The sequence below is a fragment of the Pseudomonas asiatica genome, assembly GCF_009932335.1.
In the GTDB taxonomy this organism is placed as follows: Bacteria; Pseudomonadota; Gammaproteobacteria; order Pseudomonadales; family Pseudomonadaceae; genus Aquipseudomonas; species Aquipseudomonas asiatica.
The window spans coordinates 629,854-652,711 of record NZ_BLJF01000002.1 but is presented as its reverse complement, the minus strand read 5'-3'; the positions used below and the strand labels follow the sequence as shown (position 1 = coordinate 652,711).

The following is a 22,858-nucleotide window of genomic DNA, read 5'->3' as shown; positions in this document are numbered from 1 at the left end:
GCATGGCGCTTGCCGTGCCATTCCCTGTGTAATCCGATTATTCAGGTCGAACCATGGGTGAATTGATACCGTTGTTACTGCAAGGCGCCTGGATCACCATCCAGGTCACCTTCTTCGGCTCGCTGCTGGCCATCGTCGCCGCGATCCTCGCCGCCCTTGGCCGGCGTTCGTCATGGCGGCCATTGAGCTGGTTGTGCGTGGCCTACATCGAGCTGTTCCGCGGCACCTCGTTGCTGGTGCAGTTGTTCTGGCTGTTCTTCGTATTGCCGCTGCCACCGTTCAACCTCGAACTCAGCGCCTACACCGTGGCCATCGTCGGCCTCGGGCTGCATATCGGTGCCTACGGTGCCGAAGTGATGCGCGGGGCGATCAGCTCGGTGGCCAAGGGGCAGTACGAAGCCTGCACCGCGCTGAACATGCCCGCCACCACCCGCTTCCGGCGGATCATCCTGCCGCAGGCATTGCTGGCGGCCATCGCACCTGGCACCAACCTGCTGATCGAACTGCTGAAGAACACCTCGCTGGTGTCGCTGATCACCCTGTCGGACCTTAGCTTCCGCGCCCGTCAACTGGACCAGGCGACCTTCCAGACCCTGGAAATCTTCAGCCTCACCCTGCTGCTCTACTTCGTCCTGGCGCAGGTCATCAACTTCCTCATGCGTCGGGTCGAACGGCGCCTGAGCCGCGGTCGCCTGCGGGGGAGCCTGTCATGAATTTCTGGGACTGGAACTACGTCGCGCAAATCCTGCCCGACTTGCTGCAGGCGTCGCTGAAAACCCTGGGCATCACCTTGGTTGGCTTCCTGATCGCAGTGGTGCTGGGCCTGTTCCTGGCCATCGCCCGACGCAGCCGCCAGGCCTGGCTGTCGTGGCCGGTGGCATTGCTGATCGAGTTCATCCGCAGTACGCCGCTGCTGATCCAGGTGTATTTCCTCTACTACGTGCTGCCCAACTACGGGGTCAACATGACGGCCATGCAGGCCGGCATCATCGGTATCGGCGTGCACTACGCCTGTTACCTGGCCGAGGTTTACCGCGGCGGCCTCGACTCGGTAGCGCGCAGCCAGTGGGAAGCGGTGGTCGCCCTCAACTTCGCGCCGTGGACCGCCTACCGGGCAGTCATCCTGCCCCAGGCGATTCGGCCGATCCTGCCGCCGTTGGGCAACTACCTGATCGCCATGCTCAAGGACACCCCGGTGCTGTCGGCCATCACCGTGGTGGAAATCATGCAGCAGGCCAAGAACGTCGGCTCCGAAAGCTTCCGCTACCTCGAGCCGATCACCCTGGTCGGTCTGTTCTTCCTGGCCCTGAGCGTCGCTCTGGCCTACCTCGTTCGGCGCCTTGAAGTGCGCCTGGAGCTCCGCTGATGATCGCCCCTGTGACCCACTTCGCCACTGCCACCGCCACCCAGCCGCTGGACACCCACATGCCCACACCGGCCATTGCCCAACCGATCGTCAGCTTCAAGGACGTGACCAAACGCTACGGCAGCTTCACCGTGCTCGACGGCCTCAACCTCGATGTCGCCCCCGGCGAAAAGGTGGCGATCATCGGCCCCAGCGGCTCGGGCAAGTCGACGTTGCTGCGGGTACTGATGACGCTTGAGGGCATCGACCAGGGCATGATCGAAGTCGATGGCGAATCGCTCACCCACATGCCCGGGCGCAACGGCGCGCAGCTCATCGCCAACGAGCGCCATGTACGCAAAGTGCGGGCGAAGATCGGCATGGTGTTCCAGAGCTTCAACCTGTTCCCGCACATGAGTGCCTTGCAGAACGTGATCGAAGCCCCGGTCCAGGTGTTGGGCGTGAAGCCGGCCGAGGCGCGCGAACGGGCTGCCGAGCTGCTGGAGATGGTTGGCCTGGGCAACAAGTTCGAGCATTACCCGTCGCAGTTGTCCGGTGGCCAGCAACAACGCGTGGCGATTGCCCGGGCGCTGGCGATGCGGCCCAAGGTGATGCTGTTCGACGAAGTGACCTCGGCACTGGACCCGGAACTGTGTGGCGAGGTGCTGAACGTGATCCGCCGGTTGGGCAGCGAGCACAACCTGACCATGCTGATGGTGACGCATCAGATGGGCTTTGCCAGGGAGTTCGCGGATCGGGTGTGCTTCTTCTACAAGGGGCAGATCCACGAACAGGGGACGCCGGCGCAGATCTACGAAAACCCGCAACAGGAGCGGACCCGGGCGTTCCTCAGTGCAGTGCGGGAGGCGAACTGACCGACGATCGTCGCTTCAGTACTCGCGCCGCTTGCGAAACGCCCAGCGCCCCACCAGCACGGTGAAGGTCGCCACCAGGGCCACCAGCACCCAGAAACCATGGGGGTTTTCCGCCAGCGGCACACCCCCGACGTTCATGCCGAAGAAACCGGCGATGATGTTGATGGGCAGCGCCAGCACGGTCACCACGGTCAGGGTGAACAGGGTGCGGTTGGTCTGTTCGTTGAGCTTGGCGGCGATTTCTTCCTGCAGCAGCTTGATCCGCTCACCGAGGGCGGTGAGGTCGCTGATCACCAGGGTGAACTCTTCTGTGGCCGCCCGCAGCTGGCGTATGTCCTGTTCCTGCAGCCAGTCGGGCGGCCGGTTGAGCAGGCGCAGCAGTGCCCCCGGCTCCAGCGCCAGCAGGCGCTGCAGGCGCACCAGCACCCGGCGCATGCTGCCCAGTTCGGCGCGGTTGTCGCTCAGGCGCTGGGACAGCAACTGGTCTTCGATGCGGTCGACGCTGGTGGTGGTTTCACGCACGATCTGGGTCAGCACATCGCCCTGGTCGCGCAACAGATGGACCAGCAACTCGATGGATGAATGAAAGCGCTCGCCATGCTTGACCGACGAGCGCAGCTTGTCCACCGAATGCAACGGCTGCAACCGCGCGCTCACCAGCAACTGGCTGCTGGCGCAGGCCCACAGCGTGGAGATGTCCGAGGACACCAGGCCGAAGTTGAACACCACATCGTTGACCACTGCCAGCAGCGCCGAGTCGTCGTGTTCGATACGGGTCGAGCGCGAACCTTCGCGCAGGGTTTCGAAGAAGGCTTCGGGCAACTGCAGGTGGGTGCGCAGCCAGCGTTCGCAGGCAGCGTGGGCCAGGTTCAGGTGCACCCACAGAAACTCGCCAGGTTCCAGCGGCTGGCCGAGCGTGCGTAACAACTGCGCCGAATCGATTTCGCGCCCCGGCTGGCCAGGGCGGAAGGCGAAGGCGTAGAGCAGGCCGAACAGGTCGTGGTCCTGTGGCAGATGCAGCGCGGGATGGCCCATTCGAACTCGCAATGAGGCACGGGGAGATGGCAGAAAGGTTGCTGAATATTCGTTGCAGTCAGATGACAGCTGGATAACTGAAAGCCCTTTGGGCTGCGCTGACGCGTAGAGAGCCGAATTCGCAAGCGGTCCGCATACACTGTGGGAGCGGCTTTAGCCGCGAAGAATCCAACGCGGTGCCTGGCACCGGCTGCGCCGGTGTTCGCGGCTAAAGCCGCTCCCACAGGGTCCCTGCTAATTCAATGAGTTATGTGCAGCCTTATGAGAACGGGCACGCCCGCTCCCACAGGATGCGCGGCGCGAAACCTACCTTGCAACCCGCCGATACTGCTGTTTGGGGCTCCGTGGTGATTCGGGATCGGTCATTTCGATCAACCCGGCAGCGAGTGCCGGGTGCAGGTAACTCTTGCGGAATGTGGCACGGTGCGAGAGGCCCAGCTGGTGCATCAATTCGCTGCTCTTCAAAGCAACGCCTGCAGGCAGCACATTCAAGAGACTCGCTACTTGGTCGGTTACTTGGTCGGTTACTTGGTCGGTTACTTGGTCACTGTCTTCTGCTTCGATAAGCGCCCGCAACAAGGCTTCGAGCATGAATTCGACAAATGGGGTTGCTTCAGCAGCTTGGTCGGCGGCGGCCAGGGCAGCGTAGTAAGCGTCCTGCTGCTCACGAATAACGGTTTCCACCGGCAGGTACGCCAACACCGGCCGCCACTGGCTGAGGAGAAGGGTCTGCCATAACCGTCCCATCCGCCCATTACCGTCAGCAAATGGGTGGATGAATTCAAACTCGTAGTGGAATACACAACTGGTAATCAGCGGATGCCAATCGTTGTTCGCGAGCCAGTGCAACAAATCCTGCACCAGCATCGCCACCCGGCTGGCCGGTGGCGCCATATGCAGAAGGCGAGTGCCGCGATAGATGCCCACCCCTCCACGCCGGTAGCGGCCAGCGTCATCTATAAGCCCATGCATCAGCATGCCGTGCGCAGTGAGCAGATCGTCCTGGGACTCAGCGCGCCAACCAGGCATCGCATCGTAGGTCGCGAACGCGTTACGGACTTCCTGGATTTCGCGTGGCAAACCCAGAACCCGCTTGCCATCCAGCAAGGCGGTTACCTGCTCCACGCTCAAGGTGTTGTTCTCGATGGCGAGCGACGCCTGGATGGTGCGGATACGGTTGCCTCGGCGCAGCTGTGGCGTCAGCGTGCCATCACGGTAGGCAGTCAACAATCCCACTTGCTCGCTGATTTCGGCAACCAGAGCCAGAATGCGGGGGGTCACCGTCAGTGGTGGTTGGTAATTGCTCATTGCCTACAGCCCATGGGGATCAGCCGCCACCTTAATCCACAGATCAGGCGGGGGTAAAGAAAGCGCAGCCATCACTTCACAAATTCCTGAACTGATTATTTGCCCACAGCGATTTTTCCCCTCGCCAACCGCCACCAGAATCGCTTCACCACAATCACAAGAACCGTGAGGCCACTCCCGTGGACCAGACACTCCAGGTACGGCAAGCCGCCGCCGACCTCGTTGCGGCGTTCGCCAGCAACGACACCGCTCGCTATTTCGCCTGCTTCAGCGAAGACGCCACCTTCCTTTTCCACACCCTGCCGCAACCGCTGCTGTCGCGCCATGCCTACGAGCAACTCTGGGCCCAGTGGCAGGCCGACGGGTTTGCCGTGCTCGCCTGCGAATCGGGCAATGCCCAGGTGAGCCTGCAAGGTGACGTGGCGATCTTCATGCACGATGTGGCCACGCACATCCGCATCGCCGGCGAAGAACACCAGTTGAGCGAGCGCGAGACCATCGTCTTCCGCCGCCACGGCGAACGGTGGCTGGCCTGCCACGAGCACCTGTCGGTCGTATCGCCGGCCTGATCCCCTTTACGCGGCCCTGCCGCCCTGCCATCGCACCCACAAGAAGGCCCGCGCACTGCGCCGGCCCACAACAACCGCGCTGGAGCATCACCATGAGCCACTCGACCGGTATCGAGACCAATGGCGTCGAACAGATCCCCGACGATCAACGCGACGCCTCCCCGCTGGACCTGTTCCGCCTGATCTTCGGCGGCGCCAATACCTTCGCCACGGCCGTGCTGGGCAGCTTCCCGGTGCTGTTCGGGCTGTCGTTCCAGGCCGGTGTGTGGGCGATCCTGCTCGGCGTCGGCGTGGGCGCGCTGATCCTCGCGCCCATGGGCCTGTTCGGCGCGCTCAACGGCACCAACAACGCGGTGTCGTCGGGTGCGCACTTTGGCGTACACGGGCGCATCGTCGGTTCGTTCCTGTCGCTGCTCACCGCGGTGGCGTTCTTTTCGCTGTCGGTGTGGAGTTCGGGCGACGCCCTGGTCGGCGGCGCCAAGCGCCTGGCCGGCCTGCCGGAAACCGACCTGACCCTGGGCCTGGCCTACGGCCTGTTCGCGGTACTGGTGCTGGTGGTGTGTATCTTTGGCTTCCGCTTCATGCTGTGGGTCAACAAGATCGCCGTGTGGGCCTCGAGCCTGCTGTTCCTGCTGGGCATCGTTGCCTTTGCCGGGCCGTTCGACACCGGTTATGCGGGTAGCGTAAACCTAGGCCAGGCGGGCTTCTGGGCGGCATTCGTCGGTGCGGCGATCCTGGCCATGAGCAACCCGGTGTCGTTCGGTGCGTTCCTCGGCGACTGGTCGCGCTACATCCCGCGTGAAACGCCCAAGGCGCGCATCATGCTGGCGGTGATCGCGGCCCAGGGCGCGACACTGATCCCGTTCCTGTTCGGCCTGTGCACCGCCACCCTGGTGGCCACCCAGGCGCCGGACTACATCGCCGCCAACAACTACGTCGGTGGCCTGCTGGCGGTGGCGCCAAGCTGGTTCTTCCTGCCGGTGTGCCTGATTGCGGTGATCGGTGGCATGTCCACCGGCACCACCGCGCTGTACGGCACCGGCCTGGACATGTCCAGTGTGTTCCCACGCCTGCTCAGCCGTGCCGGCGCCACACTGCTGATCGGCGTGCTGGCGATCGGCTTCATCTTCGTCGGCCGCTTCACCTTCAACCTGGTGCAGAGCGTGTCGACCTTCGCCGTGCTGATCATCACCTGCACCAGCCCGTGGATGGTGATCATGATCCTCGGCCTGATCACCCGCCGCGGCTTCTACCATGCCGACGACCTGCAGGTGTTCACCCGCGGCCAACGTGGCGGCCACTACTGGTTCCTGCATGGCTGGAACTGGCGCGGCATGGGGGCGTGGATCCCCAGCGCGGCGGTGGGCCTGTGCTTCGTCAACCTGCCAGGGCAGTTCGTCGGCCCACTGGGCGACCTGGCCGGCGGCATCGACCTGAGCCTGCCGGTCACCCTGGGGCTGGCCGGTGTGCTGTACCTGCTGCTGCTCAACCTGTTCCCCGAACCTGCCGGCGTGTATGGCCCCCAGGGCCCGCGTTGGGTGCGTTGCAAAAGCACCGCGCACTCGCCGGTAACCACCGCCGAAACGGCCTGACTGGAAACCGACCATGACCACTTCCCACTACATCGCCGGCCGCTGGGTCGAAGGCCAGGGCAGCGACTGCATCAGCGTCAATGACCCGGCCCTTGGGCAACCCTTTGCCGAACTGAAGGCCGCCAGCGTCGCCCAGGTAGACCAGGCAGTGACCGCTGCCCGTGGCGCCCTGCCCGCCTGGAAAAACACCAGCGCCAGCGAACGCGCCGCCTACCTGCGCGGCTTTGCCGAACAACTCGGGCAGCGCCGTGAAGCGTTGATCACCTTGCAGATGCGCAACAACGGCAAGCCACGTCACGAGGCGGAAATCGACCTGGACGACGCCATCGCCACCTTCGGCTACTACGCCGAACTGGCCGAGCAACTGCCATCGAAGAACCGCGATGTGCCGTTGGCTGCGCCGGGTTTCAGCGCTCGCACCCGCCTGGAACCGGTGGGCGTGGTCGGCCTGATCGTGCCGTGGAACTTCCCGCTGGTGACCAGCGCCTGGAAGCTCGCCCCGGCCCTGGCCGCTGGTTGCACCGTGGTGCTAAAGCCATCGGAAGTCACCCCGCTGATCGAACAGGCCTACGGCCAGATCGCCGATGCCCTGGAGCTGCCGGCCGGGGTGTTGAACATCGTCAACGGCAAGGCCGAAACCGGCGCTGCACTGAGCAACCACAATGGCCTGGACAAGCTGTCGTTCACCGGCAGCAATAGTGTCGGCAGCCAGGTAATGCGCAGCGCTTCGGCGCAGTGCCGGCCGGTGACGCTGGAGCTGGGCGGCAAGTCGGCGATCGTGGTGTTCGATGATTGCGACGTGGGCCAGGCAGTGGAATGGATCGTCGCCGGCATTACCTGGAACGCCGGGCAGATGTGCTCGGCCACTTCGCGGCTGCTGGTGCAAGACGGCATTGCCGATGCGCTGCTGCCGCGCTTGCAGGTGGCACTGGAAAACCTGCGGGTCGGTAATCCATTGACCGAAGAGGTCGACATGGGGCCGCTGACCAGCCAGGCGCAGTGGCTGAAGGTGGCCGGCTACTTTGCCACGGCGCGGGAAGAAGGCCTGCAGTGTCTGGCCGGTGGCAAGGCGCTGGACCGGGATGGCTGGTTCGTCAGCCCGACGCTGTATGCCGATGTGCCGAAAGACAGCCGCCTGTGGACCGAGGAAATCTTTGGCCCGGTGCTGTGCGCGCGTCGCTTTGCGACCGAGGAACAGGCAATTGCCGAGGCCAACGATAGCCGCTTCGGGCTGGTGGCTACGGTGTGCTCCGCCGACCTGGAACGCGCCGAGCGGGTGGCCGATGCGCTGGAGGTTGGCCATGTGTGGATCAACTCGGTGCAGGCGGTGTTCGTCGAGACCTCGTGGGGTGGTACCAAGGGTAGCGGGATCGGGCGTGAGCTGGGGCCTTGGGGGTTGTCGGCCTACCAGTCGGTCAAGCATGTGACGCGCTGTCTGGGTTGAAATTTCCGGGGCCGCTTTGCGGCCCTTTCGCGACACAAGGCCGCTCCTACAAGAACCGCGTATGACCATGCATAACGTGCATAACGTGCAAATGACCCGGGCGCTCAACCAGTTGCTGAACCGCGAATAAGGCCTGGAATTGATGCCGGGCTCACCGGCCTCTTCGCGGGTAAACCCGCTCCCACAGGTACCGCGCTGCCCTTCAGGCCTGCGCTATCCCTGTGGGAGCGGGTTTACCCGCGAAGAGGCCGGCACAGGCGATACAAAACTTTGCGTCCGCGTGACTTTCCCCTCCCCCCCGCAAAGTCCCACTTCCTGGTACCCCCACAATCACAACACCAGGCCGGACCACCCATGCACCCTCAACGCACCGCCTTGCACAACGAGCTGCACGCCCGCCCGTCACTGTATTTCGACGGCCCGGCGCATGTCTTCCACCTGGCCTTGCTCGGCGGCGATGCTGCCTGTGCGGCACTGCTGCAACGCTGCTGCCCGGATGCCCTGGACACCGCAGCCGCCCAAGGCATCACCCGCCTGGATGGCCATCCGTTCAAGTGGGAACGGCACACCGAGTTCTTCACCCTGACCCTGGTGGTGCCCTGCACTGCCGCCGATACCGAGTGGCAAACGCTGCCGCCGGTGCTGGCCGAGGCTATCGCCCCGCAAGCGGCGCAGGTGATCAACGCGGTGCAGGTGCTGGTCCGTGACGAACAGGAACTGGACCTGCCCCACTACGGTTTCAAGGACCCGTGCGGCTCCTGCGTCGGCGGTGGCGATGCGGTGGTGTGGAGCGATTTTCGCCTGACCGAGGACGGCACCAACCGCTTCCTGTTCATCAACCGTCGCCTCAATGCCTACCGACAGGGCCGCATGATCCGCCGTCTGCTGGAGATCGAGACCTACCGCATGATGGCCTCGCTGACCCTGACCACGGCCAAGGACCTGAGCCAGGAACTGGATGCCTTCGACAAGACCCTGGTCAACCTCTCGGAGCGAAGTGCCGGTGTCGATGACCATGATTCCAAAGGCTTGCTGGAAGCCATTGCCCACCTGTCACGCCAGGTGGTCAGCCGTACGGTGAAAACCCGCCAGCGCTTCGGCGCCACGCAAGCCTATGCGCAACTGGTGTTCGAACGCCTGGGCGAGCTGCGGGAAAGCCATGTGGGCGACTGCCAGCGCCTGGGGGGTTTCATCGAACGCCGGTTCAAGCCGACCGTGCGCTACTGCGCGGCCACCGAGCAGCGCCTGGAGCAGCTGGCAAAGAATGTGGCCAACCTGGGCGACCTGTTGCAGGCGCGGGTACAGGTGGAAATGGAAGAGCAGAACGCCGGGATCCTGCGCAGCCTCAATGCCCGGGCTGATGCCCAGGTGAAGATTCAACGGGCGGTGGAGGGGCTGTCGATCATTGCCATCACCTACTACCTGCTGAACTTGTTCAAGCTGCTGTATGGCGGGCTGAATGTGCTGGGGTTGGGGCTGACGGCGCGGGATGGGCTGTTGGCCATGGCGCCGCCTGTGCTGTTGGTGTTGCTGGTGATTTTGCTGAGGATCAGGCAGGCCAAGCAGCATTGAGGCAGGGGGCTGCCTTGCAGCCCAATCGCCGGCAAGCCAGCTCCCACAAGGACCGCGTCGACTTCAAGCCATACGCAGTACCTGTGGGAGCTGGCTTGCCGGCGATTGGCTTCACACCGACTCGTCAGCCGAGCGAGCGCCCTCCTGCACCAACACCATGCTCTGCGGCGACGACAGGGGGATGCCCTCGTCACGCAGGCGCCCAAGGATGGTGAACAACAGGTCACTGCGCGTACCGGACACCTGCCGCGGCCCCGCCACGTAACCACTCACACCTATCACCATGCCGCTGCTGGTCAGGTCCTTGAAGGTGACCGAGGTAGCCGGCGCATCCAGAATCGCCTCGTGCTCCTGGTAAGCCGCCAGCAGCAGTTCACGCACGCGGTTGGCATCGGTCTCCAGCGGCATGGTCAGGGTAATGCCGACCACGCCCAGGGCGTTGCCCATGGTCACGTTACGCACGTTCTGCGAGATGAACTGCGAGTTGGGCACGATAACCGTCGAGCGGTCGGACATCTGGATCTCGGTGGCGCGCACGTTGATACGGCGAATGTCGCCCTCGACACCCGCCAGGCTGACCCAGTCGCCCACCTTGACCGGGCGCTCGGTCAGCAGGATCAGGCCGGAAATGAAGTTCTGCACGATCTGCTGCAAGCCGAAACCGATACCCACCGACAGGGCACTGACCACCCAGGTCAGGCTGGTGAGGTTGATGCGCAGGGTCGACATCACCAGCATGGCCAGGAAGATAAAGCCCAGGTAACCCACCAGAGTCACCAGCGAGGCACGCATGCCGGCGTCCATGTCGGTTTCCGGCAGCAGGCGATCGCTCAGCCAGCGCTTGACCACGCGGATGGCGAACAGGCCGCCGAGGAACATCACCACTGCCAACAGAATGTCCTGGGGGACAATGTTCATGTTGCCCAGCAGCTTGCCGCCGGTCTCGTCCCAATCACCCAGGCTCAACAGCAGTTCGCTGGGGCTGGTGCCCGACGGCATCAGTGCCAGCAACAACGCCAGGAACAGCACCACGGTGCGGCCGATACCGGCCAGGATGGTGCTGGCCTGGGCCTGGTGACGTGGCGCCAGGCCCAGGGTCGAGGCCAGCGCCAGGCCGCCGGGCTGGCGGGGCGACAGCAAGGTTTCGCAGAGGTCGCCAAAGAACGTGGTCAGCAGGTAGGCACAGGTAATCACCAGGCTGACCCACAGCAGCTTGGCGGTGAGGAAGTAGGCGAGTGTCAGGTAACCGGCGAGCAAGGCCAGCAGGATCAACGTAAGCCAGATCACCATCACGAACGGGATCAGCCCGGCCAGGCCTGTGGGGCGCTCCAGGTCATGCTTGCGCAGGGTGCGGCGGTAACGCAGCAGCGCACCGGCGAAGGTGAACGCCACTACCAGCGCGGTCAGGCCGTTGACCGCCACGGTCAGCGCCAGGCTGGCACCGATCACGCTGTTGATGCGTTCCATGGTCATCATGACCATCAGCGCCAACGCCAGCACCTTGGGGAACCAGCCCAGGGCGCTGGCCACTTCATCGTGAATAGGTGGCAGGCGCCAGGACGGGCGCTGCAGCATCAGCATGGCGCGGCCCAGGCCGGTGATGAAGGCACTGAACACCACCAGGGCAAGTACATGATTGGCCAGGCTGGCGATATCGGCGCCCAACTCGGCGCTGCTCTCCAGCCCCCAACGCAGCAGCGAGACCGAGCCGGCGATGGTGCCCAAGGTTGCCAGGCTGACACCCAGCGCCAGCGCACTGCGGCGCAGGCGGCCTTCGGGCAGCCAGCTGACCATGGCGCCGGCGAGAAGGCGCTCGAGCACGCGGCGCACCAAGGTCCAGACCAGGATTGCCGCTACCAGGCTGGTAATGAACAGCCAGCGATTTTCAGCGCTGAAGGCACTGCTGATGGCATCAGCCGTCTCACCACGCAGGTCACGCAGGCGTGCCACATCGTCCTGGGTGGGGCGAATGATGCTCTGCCAGAACGCCGGGCTCAGCGGTGAGGCCGCGCGGCTGGTGATCTGCGAGTTGAACTGGCTGCGGCGCAGGTTGACGATTTGCGTGGACAAGTCGCGCGCCGACTGGGTCAGCTTGGAGGCCTGATCCCGCTGCGCCACCAAGGCCTTCTTCTCGGCCTCCAGCGCTTTACGCTGCTGGGTCAGGGTAGCCGCCTCGTCCGGCTGGACCGGGCCGATGACCTTGAGCTTGTCGTCGACTTTTTCAACATCAGTGCTGCGCAGGGCAGTCAACGCGTCGGCCTGACGCTGCACCTGCATTGCGCCCAGGCGCAACTGCGAAAGCAGATCATCATTGGCGTCGCTGGTAACGCCCTGGCGTATCTGGTCCAGCCGCTCGCTCAACTGCTCGATGCTGGCGTTTTCATCCAGCACGTCCGCTTCGGCAACCGCCAGATTGGACAATGGCGTGGCCGGGGTCGACCAGGCCGGGCTGGCAATGGCAAGCATCAGGGCCATGAAAACCATCAGGCCTGGACAATAACGGGCAAGGCTGACACGCCTCATCGAATATTCCTCTTTACAATTCGATTTGGCGGGGGATTCTACGCGGCTTCACGCGATCAGGAGAGTGCCGTTTCTCGTTTGAGCAACTGCTGTTTGCGCTCGATGCCCCAGCGGTAGCCACTGATGTCGCCGTCGCGGCGGACCACCCGATGACAGGGGATGGCCACGGCGATGTGGTTGGCCGCGCAGGCCATGGCCACCGCACGCACCGCCTTGGGCGCGCCGATGCGCTCGGCGATGTCGGTGTAGCTGACCCGGCTGCCGGCCGGCACCTCGCGCAGGGCTTGCCACACCCGCTCCTGGAACGCAGTGCCTTGCACATCCAGTGGCAAGGCCAGGCCCAGCGCGGGTGCTTCGACGAATCCCACCACCTCGGCGACCAACCGTTCGTAAGCACTGTCGCCGCCGACCAGGTGGGCCTTGGGGAACTGGTCCTGCAGGTCGTGCAGCAGGGCCTCGGGATCGTCGCCCAGCAGGATCGCGCAAATGCCCTTCTCGCTCTGGGCCACCAGGATGGCACCCAAGGAGCATTGGCCAAGGGCGAAGTGGATGGTTGCCCCGGCGCCGCCGGCGCGGTATTGCCGCGGACGCATGCCCAGGCGCTGGTCGGCGCTTTCGTAGAAGCGGCTGTTGGAGTTATAGCCGGCGTCATAGATGGCATCGGTGACAGAGCGCTGGCCATCTTCCAGGTGGGCGCGCAGGCGCCGGGCACGGAAAGCGGTGGCATAGGCCTTGGGGGTCAGACCGGTTTCGGCCTTGAACAGGCGATGCAGGTGAAAAGGGCTGACGGCCAGTTGGGCGCTGAGTTGGTCGAGGCTGGGTGCCGGGTCGATGGCTTCGATCAGGCGGCAGGCGCGGGTGACCAGCTGGCTGTGGCGGGTGGCGCTGGTGGTGGCGGTGCAACGTTTGCAGGCGCGGTAGCCGGCGGTTTCGGCGGCAGCTGGGGTGTCGTAGAACTCGACGTTGGTTCGCTTGGCAAGACGCGATTTGCAGCCGGGGTGGCAGTAGATGCCGGTGGTGCGCACGGCGTAGACGAAGTGGCCGGTGGCGGCGGTTTCGCGGGATTCTACGGCTTGCCAGCGTTGGTCGGGGGTGGTGTAGGGGTTCATTGGTAAATGTCCAGATAGGTTGTTGCCTGTGCCGGCCTCTTCGCGGGCCTGCCCGCTCCCACAGGTACTGCATAGCCTTTCAAGGCTGTGGAATCCTTGTGGGAGCGGGCTTGCCCGCGAAAGGGCCGGCACAGGCAGTGCAAAACCTCAGGCCCGCCACAGGTACCAGGCCGCCACGGTGCGGTATGGGCGCCAGCCGCCACCCAGCGAACGCATTTGCGCCGGCGTCGGCGCCTTGTCCAGCCCCTTCAGCCGCCGATAACCCTCGCGCACGCCAAAATCGTCGACCGGCAGAACGTCCGAACGCGCCAGGCTGTAGATCAGCAACATCTCCACCGTCCACCGCCCTACCCCGCGCAATGCCACCAGCCGTTCGATCAACGCCTCGTCAGCCATGGCCAGTGCCTCTTCCCGGCTCGGCACCAGGCCATCCAGCCGGCCTTGGGCAATACCCTGGATCGTCGCCATCTTGCTCGCGGAAAAACCACAGGCGCGCATGGTTTGCGGTGCAACCGCCAGCAACTGTTCCGGCCCAGGGAAACTGGCCTCCGGAAACAGCGCCAAAAGCCGCCCCAGAATTGCCTCGGCGGCACGGGCATGCAACTGCTGGTAGGCAATCGCTCGCACCAGCACTTCGTAAGGTTCACGCCCCGGCGTGGCCTGGTGCAGGCAAGGCCCGGTCGCCTCGATATGCCGCGACCAGTCCGGGTCGAGCGCCGCAAGGTATTCAGTGGCCTCACGGTAGGCTTCAGGCGATAGGTCGGACAGGATCATGGCACCTCCAACGGGTCGATTGCAGGCCCAGCTTAACGCAGCCGTTCATCGGACAAACGCCGATTCTTGCGCGGCTAATTCCTGGCAGGGTATTGCTCGGCACCATCGCCCCGCAACCGCACCGTGCGCCGGTAAGACTGCCGGGCAAAGCACACGAACAACCCGGCCATCAGCGCCAGCGCGATGGGCAGACCATGCGGCGCCACATCCATCGCCGCACCGCTGACCAGCGGCCCGACCAGGCTACCCACACCCCACAGCAAGCCCACGCTGGCATTGGCGGTAACCAGGTCCTGCCCCTTGAAGCGCTGCCCGATCAGTACCAGCGCCAGGGTATAGATGCCGCCTGCCACGGCGCCCAGCAGCACCAGCAGCGGCCATAGCAACCAGGTCAGGTTCAGCAGCCAGGGCAGGCCGATACCGATCGCCATCGCCAGCAGCCCGCATACCAGGTGCAGCCCGGTGCGCTCCACCCGGTCGGCCAACCAGCCAAGCGGCAACTGGAACAACATGTCACCGGCAAACACGACGGTCACCATCAGCGCCGCCACGCCCACGGCAAAGCCATGGCTGGTGGCATACACCGGCAGCAGCGACAGCACCACGGCATCGAAGAACGAGAAGAACAGCACCGCCACGCATAACGCCGGCGCCACACGGAAGAAGCCGGCCAGGCCGAAGCTCTTTTCACCTTCTTCATGTTCCACATGGTCGTTGGGTACGGTCAGCACGATGCACAGCAGCGCCAGGCCATAGCAGGCGGTGACCACACCGGTGATCCACGGGCTGTCGGCGCCCAGCACCGCCAGCATGGCCGGGCCGAGCACCTGGAAGCCGGTAAAGCTGGTGGCGTACAGGGCCATGATCTTGCCGCGGTTGTGCTCCGGGCACAGTTCGTTGACCCACGACTCGCCGAGGATGATGGCGATACCCATGCCCAGCCCCAGGCCCAGGCGCAACAGCGCCAGCTGCCACAGCGAACCGAACGCCGACTCGAGCAAGGCAATGCTGAGCGTGCACAGGCTGAAGCACAGCAGGTAGGTGGTGCGCCGGGTCAGGTGGCGACAGCAGGCGTCGACCAGGAACGCCGAGAGCATCATGCCCGCAGCGGGGATGGCCGAGATGATGCCGATTTCCAGGGTGCTCGCACCGGCTTCATGCAGGCGCAACGACACCAGCGGCAGGCTGGCCCCCAAACTGAAACCCACGACCGAAACGGCGAACAACAGGCCCGCCAGCAAACGCATGTTCATGTACCACTCCTTGCAAACCGAAAAGACGTGCAGACACAGGCGCGCACGCCAGGGCGGCGAGCGACGCGAAAGCGCAGATCAGTTCAGGCGAGGTGTGGCGAGAAGGTGAAGGCAAAAAGCACGCTGCGGCGACGCTTGAGCACCGTGTCGCTCGGCCACGCACGACGCAGGGCCTGGAAGGCAGGCTGGCGGGCGTTTGGCAGGGACTGGGTACGGCACATTGCTTTGACTACTACGCAGGTGGTTGAAGAAAGGGCGGACTCTAGGCCAAGGGTGGTCAAGTCGTCAAATTTCGGAGAGCAACCGCCTTGCATGCTCTCCAGACCTGCGCGGGCCCTTGTAGGAGCAGCCTTGTGCTGCGAAGAGGCCGGCAAGACAACAAATTGTCTTCGGCAGTAATGGCCTCTTCGCAGCACAAGGCTGCTCCTACAGGTTCTGTGCATCTTTCAGCGCTTACCGGTACTTGGCAAGAACACCGCCAGCAACCCGAACAAAGGCAGGAACGAACACACCTCGTACACGTACTCGATGCCACGCAGGTCCGCCACATACCCGAGCAAGGCCGCACCGATGCCACCAAAGCCGAACATCAACCCGAAGAAGATCCCGGCAATCATGCCCACGCTGCCCGGTACCAGCTCCTGCGCATACACCACGATCGCGGAAAACGCCGAAGCCAGGATAAAGCCGATCACCACGCTCAACACGGTGGTCCAGAACAGATCGGTATACGGCAGCACCAGAGTGAACGGCGCCACGCCAAGGATCGAAAACCAGATCACGGCCTTGCGCCCGATGCGGTCACCGATCGGCCCGCCAAAGAAGGTACCCGCCGCCACCGCACCAAGGAACAGGAACAGGTGCAGCTGCGAGCTGGCCACCGACACATCGAACTTCTCGATCAGGTAGAAGGTGAAATAGCTGGTAAAGCTGGCCATGTAGAAGTACTTGGAGAACACCAGCAGGCCCAGCACGATCAGCGCCGCCACCACCCGCCCGCGGGAAATGCCGTGGGTCGCCTGCACAGCCTTGCGCGCCTTGGCCTGGTTGAGGTGCTCCTTGTACCAGCCACGCAGCATCAGGGTGACGCCGAGAAAGAACAGCGCAGCCAGGCCGAACCAGGCCACGTGGCTCTGGCCGAACGGAATGACAATGGCTGCCGCCAGCAGCGGCCCCAAAGCCGACCCGGTGTTGCCACCGACCTGGAAGGTCGACTGGGCCAGGCCGAAGCGCCCGCCCGATGCCAGGCGCGCAATACGCGAGGTTTCCGGGTGGAAGGTCGACGAGCCGATACCCACCAGGGCCGAGGCCAGCAGAATCATCGGGAAGCTGCCGACGAAGGCCAGCATCACGATACCCACCAGGGTACACAGGGTGCCCAGTGGCAGCAGGTTCGGTGCCGGTCGGCGATCGGTAAAGAAACCGACCCAAGGCTGCAGCAGCGAGGCGGTGATCTGGAACGTCAGGGTGATCATGCCGATCTGGGCGAAACTCAGGTCGTAGTTGGCCTTGAGCATCGGGTAGATCGCCGGCAGCACAGACTGGATCAGGTCATTGATCAGGTGCGCCAGGGCGCAGAAACCGATTATGCGCATCACCAGCGGCGTGGCTTGGCTCGCCGCTGCACTGGTGGGCGCCGTGGAGGCGCTACTGATAGCCATGGGCCTGAATCTCCGTCCGTAGTTTGGGATCCGATTATCGGAAAACAAATAGATACATAGCTACCTTTTATTTCCTTTGTCCGCGACACACTTGAAAATGGTTATCAATATAATTAGCATCCTTGGCCAAATACCCGTCATCGTTGGGCGAAACGGCCCTAATCGCGAGCACACCAACCCCATGAGCCCAATGCCCGTTCGCGTCCGTCCACGGCAGATCAACGCGCACCGCAGCCATCTGGGCAAATGGCTGGCGCTATTGTTCCTCCTGGGGCTGGCCGCTACCGCCTACCTGTACTGGCCGCTGATACAGCGCCTGGGCAGCGAATTGCATACCGATGCAGGTGAGCGCCGCAGCATCCGCCTGGCCGATGGCACCACCCTGCACCTGGGCAGCGCCAGTGCGATGAACGCCGACCTGCGTGGCCGCACGCGCCAACTGCACCTGGTGCAGGGCCGGGTATACCTGGAAGTGATGCTCGACGGCAGGGCCATGGAAATAGCAGTGGGCGACGCGCGCATCCAGGTGTTCGGTACCCGCCTGCAGGTCGCCCGCCATGCAGGCCATGACGAACTGGTGGTACTCAGTGGCAAGGCCATGGTTATCCAAGGCAGCGAACAGCGCATGGTATCGATGGGTGAGCGGGTAACCTTCGATGGCGCGCATATCGGCCCGGTACGGAAAGCCGACCTCAAAGCCGCCGATGGCTGGCGCAGCGGGCAGATGAAAGCCGGTGACATGCCGTTGGGCAAGGCAGAACCCGGGCCTGGCCGCTAAGTTTTTGAAAGCGTGCAAATTTTTTTTGAAATGAGTGTTGACAGGGGGGCCGTTCAAGAGAATAATGCGCGCCATCGGCTACATAGCTCAGTTGGTTAGAGCATAGCATTCATAATGCTGGGGTCCGGGGTTCAAGTCCCTGTGTAGCCACCAAACAAGACGAAGGGCTTACCGCAAGGTAAGCCCTTTTTCTTTGTCTGCGGAAAATTACCACAGGCCTGCACCCTTCCCGCACAGGGCATGCAATTGCCACCTCAACGCATTCCGGTCACCGCCACGGCCAGGCCCAACCCGATCAGCGCCAGGCCGATTACCCGGTCCACCAGCCTTTGCCGCTCGATCATCGCCTTGCGCAATGCCGCGCTGGAGAAGAACACCGCCACCAGGCTGAACCACAGCCAGTGGGCAACGGACATGAAAGCGCCGTAGGCAAAATCCAGCGCCAGCGAGCTGCCAGGCTGCACCACCTGGGTGAACGCACTGATCACGAACAGCATGGTCTTGGGGTTGAGGGCGTTGGTCAGAAAGCCCGTGCGCAGGGCCTGCGTTACGCTGGCTGCGGTTGCGGCAACCCCGTCGAGGCTGATACGCCGGGTGTTGGTCAGCGACTGGAAACCCAGGTAGACCAGGTAGCCCGCGCCCAGCACTTTCATGCCCAGGAACAGGGTCGGGCTCTGGCTGATGATCACCGCGATGCCCAGCACCGTGTACAGGACGTGCACCTGCACTCCCAGGGCAATGCCCACGGCGGCAGCCAGCCCGGCCTTGCGGCCCTGTGCATAACTGCTGCGGGTGACCATGGCGAAGTCGGCACCGGGGCTGATGACGGCGAGCAGGGTGAACAGGGCGACGGCAATGAGTTCGGTCATGCTGGTGGCTCTCGATAGACGATGGAAATGCACAGACCAGGTCATTATCGAGAGCTTATAGCCCAGCAAAAATCGATTTATAGTGAGGTAAATCTGATAGCTTTCCTCACAGATATCTAGCGCCTGTGTCGGCCTCTTCGCGGGTAAACCCGCTCCTACAGGGGCGGCGCATCGCCTGTGTGCGGGTTTACCCGCGAGAGGCCGGCACAGACAAACAGGAATGCCATGAAACTGCCGCCACTCAACGCCTTCCGCTACTTCGACATAGCCGCCCAGACCGAGAGCTTCGTGCGCGCCGCCGAGCACCTGCATGTCACCCATGGCGCAGTCAGCCGCCAGGTGCGTCTGCTTGAAGAAAGCCTTGGTGTGGAGTTGTTCGAGCGCCGCAACCGGGCCATTTTCCTCACCCCTGCCGGCCGTGCCTTGCAGGGCACTACCCAGGCGATCTTCGAGCAGCTCGAAGGTGCCGTGCAGCGTTTGCAACAACAGGCCCGCGACAACGTACTGGTGCTGTCGTGCGAGCCGACCATCGCCATGCGCTGGCTGATCCCGCGCCTGCCCCGCTTCCACGCCGCCCATCCCGACCTGCAGTTGCACCTGGTGGCCGCTGGCGGGCCATTGGACTTCGCACGTAGTGGTGTCGACCTGGCAATTCGCCGCGATGACTTCCACTGGGACAAACAGCTGTACAACCAGAAGATCTGCGACGAATGGATCGGCCCGGTCTGCCACCCCACCGCCCCCCTCCAACTCGAAGGCCAGCGCTTGCTGCACAGCGCCACCCGCCCCGGCGCCTGGCCCAACTGGCTGCGCCTGAGCGGCCAACAGGTCCGGCACACCGAGCGCAGCGACTACCAGCACTTTTACCTGTCGATTCAGGCCGCCAGCGCCGGCTTGGGCCTGGCCATGGCCTCAGCCCTCATGGTGCGCGACGAACTCGACAATGGGCAGTTGCAGGCACCGTTCGGCTTCGTGCGTGACGGCTCGGCCTACCTCCTGCTCAGCCCCCTGCCGCTGGAAGACGACGGCAAGCGCCAGCGCTTCGCCACGTGGGTGATGGGCGAATGCCGGAGCTGCCTGGCTCATCTGGGCTTGATACAGAACGACGAACCCGCACGGCCGTCACCACCCCAGGTACGGTAACCCGCGGTATCCACATGAATACGCCCGGAGGGGTAGCGCCCCAGGCCCATGTTCCAGGCCTGGCCGTATTGCTGCCAGAACCGGCACAGCGGGTTGGGGTCCGCCCAGTCGGGCAGCAGGATATCGACAGCGAACGCCCGGGCATGGGCGCTGTTGGCCGCCCCGCCGGCGCAGGCATTCAGGCGCGGGGCTCGATAGGCTGAAACCACCTCGAACTGACGCAGGATGCCCTGGTCATGAAGCGTCTTTATCAGCGAGAGCGTCGAGCGCACTGCCGGCCAGTTGCTGGCGGGCGGCACGGCGAAGGGGGACGCGTGGCACAGCTTCCAGTCCGAAGCCGAACGCAGCAGCTGATGGATCGGCACCACGCCATAAAGACGGGCATCCACAAGCATCTCGCGAAATGGCCGTGTCTGATGGTCCCCGGCCCATTGCGCGAACAACCAGATATCACGCTCATCGGCCTGCGCTCCTGCACCCAACATGCCCAGCACCAGCGGCAGCCATCCAGCCCTTTTCATCCCTGCTCCCCTTGCCACAGTATGTGCCACGCTGCCGAATACGGCTGCGCCCAACAAGGAGTTAAGCATGCACAAGATGGCATTACCGAGCCTTGCCGCCCTGGCCTTCAGCGGCCTTGCAGCCGCCGATGCGCGAATCGACCTGGGCGACGCCCAGCGCGTCACCCGCCTTTTCGCCTTCCCCAACAACTGCCACGTGATCTGTTATCGCGACTGGACCCTGGAGCAAACCGTAGAACACTATCTGACACAGAGCGTACGCCGCGACGGCCATGCCGCGGCCCAGGTGCATGTAAGCCGCGACAACGATCGCCTGCACGCAAACATCAGTGGCGTACCCGCCAACTATGCAAAACCCCTGCGCAAGCTGCTCGACAGCGGTGAACTGGCCTATCAGGCGGCCACCCGGCTGAACGAGGACGGCAAATGGTCCTACGACTGGTATCTGTTCCTGCCGCTGGGCATGGCCCTGCAGAACCGCCGCAGCATCGAACTGCTGCACTTCCCGCCGGACTACTCGCTGACCCAGGCCCAGGACTACCTGCGCTCCAACACCACCGACCGCTGGGCTGAGCTGTTGACATTCAACGGCGTCGACGCCAGCCAGACCCCGGCCTACCAGACCATCATCGATATCGCTCCCATCGCCGCACCCGCCAGCGCGGGTGAAACGCTGAAGGAAACCTACAGCTACTTCAAGGACTACCAGGTGCGCATGGTCAGCGAGATGACCCTGCAAAACCCCGCCAGGCCTCTGCCGATGGTGGCATTCGGCGCGCCGGTACGCAGCTGGATCCAGCAGCAGTACGGGCCGCAGGTTAATGTGCTGGGCCTGGTCAGTATCAGCCCGCAGGCAGGTGCCAAGGTACCGGTACTGGGTGCCAACCACCCTAGTGCCATCTGGTATGCGGCAGACAAGGACAGCCACGGCGGCAACCAGGATGCAGCTGATGCTGCCGGCTTGAAAATGATGGGGCAGGACCTGACGGCAGCCTGCTGGCAGGCAGGGATGGGGCGCAATCAACGGGCCGATGCCAAGCTGACGCTGGATGCCTGCTCGACCAAGTGGCAGGTTACACAGAAGAAACAGACCTGCGAGCTGTTCTTCCGCACCATTCGCAAGTACACGCCGGAGCAGGCGGCGGCAAAATGCAATACCGGCAGCGTGACCAGAAGCCTGCGCGACCTGGCCAAGCCGATGGAGGCTCAGCCACAGGACCTGTGATTGAAGCCCGCCCTGCTCAATCTTCGAGCAGGGTGCAGGCCATCACCAAGGCGTCTTCACGGCCGCCGGCAACCGGGTAATAGTCGCGGCGGCGGCCGATTTCGTTGAAACCATAGCGTTCGTACAAACGATAGGCCGACTGGTTGCTGGCACGCACTTCCAGGAAGCACTCGCGGCCATTGAGCTGGTAGGCCCGGGCCATTAGGTGCTCGAGCAGGCGCAGGCCCAGGCCGCGGCCCTGGTTTTCCGGCTTGACGGTGATGTTGAGCAGGTGGGCCTCGTCGATGATCACGTTGATCACGCCATGGCCCACCTGCTGCTGGCCGTCGAACATCAGCCAGACTTCATACGATTTGAGCGCATCCTGAAAGATCCCTCGAGTCCAGGGATGACTGAACGCGGCATATTCGATCTTAAGTACGGCATCCAGATCCGCCTCGGTCATCCGGCGGAAGCTGATCGAGTCACTCATTCAACGCTCTTCCAGCGCGCCATCAGCTGGCGCATGGCTTTCCAGACGTCCGCCTTGCGCTGCGGCTCGTCCATCAACAGTTCAAGGCCCGGCAAGGCCCAGGCTTCGCCCAGGCCCTCGAGCTTCAGGGTTTGGTAATAGGCTTCGCCGTCGACATTGGCGGCAAAGCGCAGCGCCGGCAGGCCGACCAGCCACAGGCAGGTGCACGGGGCGTCCTCCAGGCGCGCCTGGACAAAGCCCTGGACAAAATCGCGCGCCGCCTCCGGGCCCTGGTCCATGTTGCCGCGCACCAGCAGCGGCCAGCGCACCGGCTCGCCGATGATCTGCGGTGCGTCGGGCAGGCCGGCGGCGCGCAGCATGTCCTTGAGCAGCAGGTACGACGGGTCGCGGCTCTGGAACGGCTGGCCGGTGGCCAACTCCACCAGCAGCAGGCAGCTGCCGGCTCGCAGCAGCTGCAGCGAGAAGCGCGGGGGAGGCACCGGGGCCGGGCGCGGTGGCGCGACCTGCTCCTCGGCCTCGGCGGGCTTGGCGGCCGGCTTGGGCGCACTGCCCGGGCGCGGAATCTCGATTTTCGGCCGCTCGCCGGAGCGGGCCTGGGGGGGGACTGGCGCCTCGTTGGCAGCCGGTGCCGGCCTGCCGTCGAAATCGAGGTCCTCGACCGGCGCCACCGGCAGCAGCAGCTCGGGACGCGACGGTGCGGCGAACGGCAGTTCGGCGCGCGGCAGCCAGTGCACCACTTGCATGGCGGAAAGGTAGGCGCGGCGACGGGGTTCGGTGAGCAAGGGGCGGG

General features: G+C 64.0%; 20 protein-coding genes, 1 tRNA gene and 1 pseudogene. 11 read left to right on the top strand and 11 right to left on the bottom strand.

Annotated elements, in window-relative coordinates; translation table 11 throughout:
* The first annotated feature begins 53 nt into the window (after positions 1–53).
* Genes ehuC through ehuA form a run of 3 tightly spaced genes read left to right on the top strand, consistent with a single transcriptional unit; the run spans position 54 to position 2,220 of the window.
* Complete coding sequence (ehuC, locus tag GYA95_RS22420; protein WP_015268921.1) at positions 54–713, top strand: ectoine/hydroxyectoine ABC transporter permease subunit EhuC; 660 nt, start codon at positions 54–56, stop codon at positions 711–713.
* Positions 710–1,366, top strand: coding sequence for an ectoine/hydroxyectoine ABC transporter permease subunit EhuD (gene ehuD / locus GYA95_RS22415; RefSeq protein WP_003256382.1), 657 nt, complete (start codon positions 710–712; stop codon positions 1,364–1,366). The genes ehuC and ehuD overlap by 4 nt, the downstream gene beginning before the upstream one ends.
* A 59-nt stretch (positions 1,367–1,425) precedes the next feature.
* Positions 1,426–2,220, top strand: a complete 795-nt coding sequence (gene ehuA, locus GYA95_RS22410; RefSeq protein WP_075046875.1) for an ectoine/hydroxyectoine ABC transporter ATP-binding protein EhuA — start codon at positions 1,426–1,428, stop codon at positions 2,218–2,220.
* A 15-nt stretch (positions 2,221–2,235) separates the two neighbouring features.
* On the opposite strand, the gene GYA95_RS22405 is transcribed toward ehuA, so the two are convergent.
* On the bottom strand, positions 2,236–3,255 hold the full coding sequence (locus tag GYA95_RS22405; RefSeq protein WP_015268919.1) for a transporter: 1,020 nt from the start codon (positions 3,253–3,255) through the stop codon (positions 2,236–2,238).
* A 306-nt stretch (positions 3,256–3,561) separates the two neighbouring features.
* On the bottom strand, positions 3,562–4,563 hold the full coding sequence (locus tag GYA95_RS22400; protein WP_015268918.1) for a Fic family protein: 1,002 nt from the start codon (positions 4,561–4,563) through the stop codon (positions 3,562–3,564).
* Positions 4,564–4,742: 179 nt separating this feature from the next.
* Here GYA95_RS22400 and GYA95_RS22395 point away from each other — a divergent pair, with 179 nt between their 5' ends.
* The 4 genes from GYA95_RS22395 to GYA95_RS22380 all read left to right on the top strand — a co-directional run bounded on the left by GYA95_RS22395 (position 4,743) and on the right by GYA95_RS22380 (position 9,740).
* On the top strand, positions 4,743–5,132 hold the full coding sequence (locus GYA95_RS22395; RefSeq protein ID WP_015268917.1) for a YybH family protein: 390 nt from the start codon (positions 4,743–4,745) through the stop codon (positions 5,130–5,132).
* Positions 5,133–5,224: 92 nt separating this feature from the next.
* Positions 5,225–6,724: a purine-cytosine permease family protein gene (locus GYA95_RS22390; RefSeq protein WP_015268916.1), complete on the top strand. Its 1,500-nt coding sequence runs from the start codon at positions 5,225–5,227 to the stop codon at positions 6,722–6,724.
* A gap of 13 nt (positions 6,725–6,737) precedes the next feature.
* On the top strand, positions 6,738–8,168 hold the full coding sequence (locus GYA95_RS22385) for an aldehyde dehydrogenase family protein (RefSeq protein ID WP_015268915.1): 1,431 nt from the start codon (positions 6,738–6,740) through the stop codon (positions 8,166–8,168).
* 354 nt (positions 8,169–8,522) lie between these two features.
* On the top strand, positions 8,523–9,740 hold the full coding sequence (locus GYA95_RS22380) for a DUF3422 domain-containing protein (protein WP_161551495.1): 1,218 nt from the start codon (positions 8,523–8,525) through the stop codon (positions 9,738–9,740).
* Between the two features lie 111 nt (positions 9,741–9,851).
* Here GYA95_RS22380 and GYA95_RS22375 read toward each other — a convergent pair whose 3' ends face one another.
* The 5 genes from GYA95_RS22375 to GYA95_RS22355 all read right to left on the bottom strand — a co-directional run bounded on the left by GYA95_RS22375 (position 9,852) and on the right by GYA95_RS22355 (position 17,060).
* Positions 9,852–12,263, bottom strand: coding sequence for a DUF3772 domain-containing protein (locus tag GYA95_RS22375; RefSeq protein ID WP_015268913.1), 2,412 nt, complete (start codon positions 12,261–12,263; stop codon positions 9,852–9,854).
* Between the two features lie 56 nt (positions 12,264–12,319).
* Positions 12,320–13,372 carry a bifunctional DNA-binding transcriptional regulator/O6-methylguanine-DNA methyltransferase Ada gene (gene ada, locus GYA95_RS22370; RefSeq protein ID WP_015268912.1) on the bottom strand — a complete coding sequence of 351 codons (1,053 nt, stop codon included), beginning with the start codon at positions 13,370–13,372 and terminating at the stop codon, positions 12,320–12,322.
* Positions 13,373–13,519: 147 nt separating this feature from the next.
* On the bottom strand, positions 13,520–14,146 hold the full coding sequence (locus tag GYA95_RS22365) for a DNA-3-methyladenine glycosylase family protein (protein ID WP_015268911.1): 627 nt from the start codon (positions 14,144–14,146) through the stop codon (positions 13,520–13,522).
* 74 nt (positions 14,147–14,220) lie between these two features.
* Entirely contained in the window at positions 14,221–15,399 is a 1,179-nt protein-coding gene (locus GYA95_RS22360; protein WP_015268910.1) for an MFS transporter, read from the bottom strand.
* 446 nt (positions 15,400–15,845) lie between these two features.
* Positions 15,846–17,060 (bottom strand): MFS transporter, encoded by a 1,215-nt coding sequence (locus GYA95_RS22355; protein WP_015268909.1) that lies wholly within the window; start codon positions 17,058–17,060, stop codon positions 15,846–15,848.
* A gap of 181 nt (positions 17,061–17,241) precedes the next feature.
* Between GYA95_RS22355 and GYA95_RS22350 the strand changes: the two are divergent.
* Both GYA95_RS22350 and GYA95_RS22345 read left to right on the top strand, forming a co-directional pair.
* A pseudogene (locus GYA95_RS22350) lies at positions 17,242–17,814 on the top strand (FecR family protein); the annotation flags it as partial.
* A gap of 100 nt (positions 17,815–17,914) precedes the next feature.
* Positions 17,915–17,991 (top strand) — tRNA-Met (locus GYA95_RS22345).
* A 101-nt stretch (positions 17,992–18,092) separates the two neighbouring features.
* Here GYA95_RS22345 and GYA95_RS22340 read toward each other — a convergent pair.
* On the bottom strand, positions 18,093–18,707 hold the full coding sequence (locus GYA95_RS22340) for a LysE family translocator (protein ID WP_015268907.1): 615 nt from the start codon (positions 18,705–18,707) through the stop codon (positions 18,093–18,095).
* A gap of 225 nt (positions 18,708–18,932) precedes the next feature.
* Between GYA95_RS22340 and GYA95_RS22335 the strand changes: the two genes are divergently transcribed.
* Positions 18,933–19,850, top strand: coding sequence for a LysR substrate-binding domain-containing protein (locus GYA95_RS22335; RefSeq protein WP_015268906.1), 918 nt, complete (start codon positions 18,933–18,935; stop codon positions 19,848–19,850).
* On the opposite strand, the gene GYA95_RS22330 is transcribed toward GYA95_RS22335, so the two are convergent.
* Positions 19,790–20,371: a D-Ala-D-Ala carboxypeptidase family metallohydrolase gene (locus GYA95_RS22330; protein ID WP_043935315.1), complete on the bottom strand. Its 582-nt coding sequence runs from the start codon at positions 20,369–20,371 to the stop codon at positions 19,790–19,792. The genes GYA95_RS22335 and GYA95_RS22330 overlap by 61 nt on opposite strands.
* A 67-nt stretch (positions 20,372–20,438) precedes the next feature.
* On the opposite strand from GYA95_RS22330, the gene GYA95_RS22325 reads away from it, so the two are divergent.
* Positions 20,439–21,596 (top strand): hypothetical protein, encoded by a 1,158-nt coding sequence (locus tag GYA95_RS22325; RefSeq protein ID WP_015268904.1) that lies wholly within the window; start codon positions 20,439–20,441, stop codon positions 21,594–21,596.
* Between the two features lie 16 nt (positions 21,597–21,612).
* Here GYA95_RS22325 and rimI read toward each other — a convergent pair whose 3' ends face one another.
* Positions 21,613–22,068 carry a ribosomal protein S18-alanine N-acetyltransferase gene (gene rimI, locus GYA95_RS22320; RefSeq protein WP_003256329.1) on the bottom strand — a complete coding sequence of 152 codons (456 nt, stop codon included), beginning with the start codon at positions 22,066–22,068 and terminating at the stop codon, positions 21,613–21,615.
* The gene (locus GYA95_RS22315; RefSeq protein WP_161551494.1) at positions 22,065–22,850 is read right to left on the bottom strand and encodes an energy transducer TonB; all 786 of its coding nucleotides are present in this window, start codon (positions 22,848–22,850) and stop codon (positions 22,065–22,067) included. Before GYA95_RS22315 ends, rimI begins: the two co-directional genes overlap by 4 nt.
* Positions 22,851–22,858: the final 8 nt, after the last annotated feature.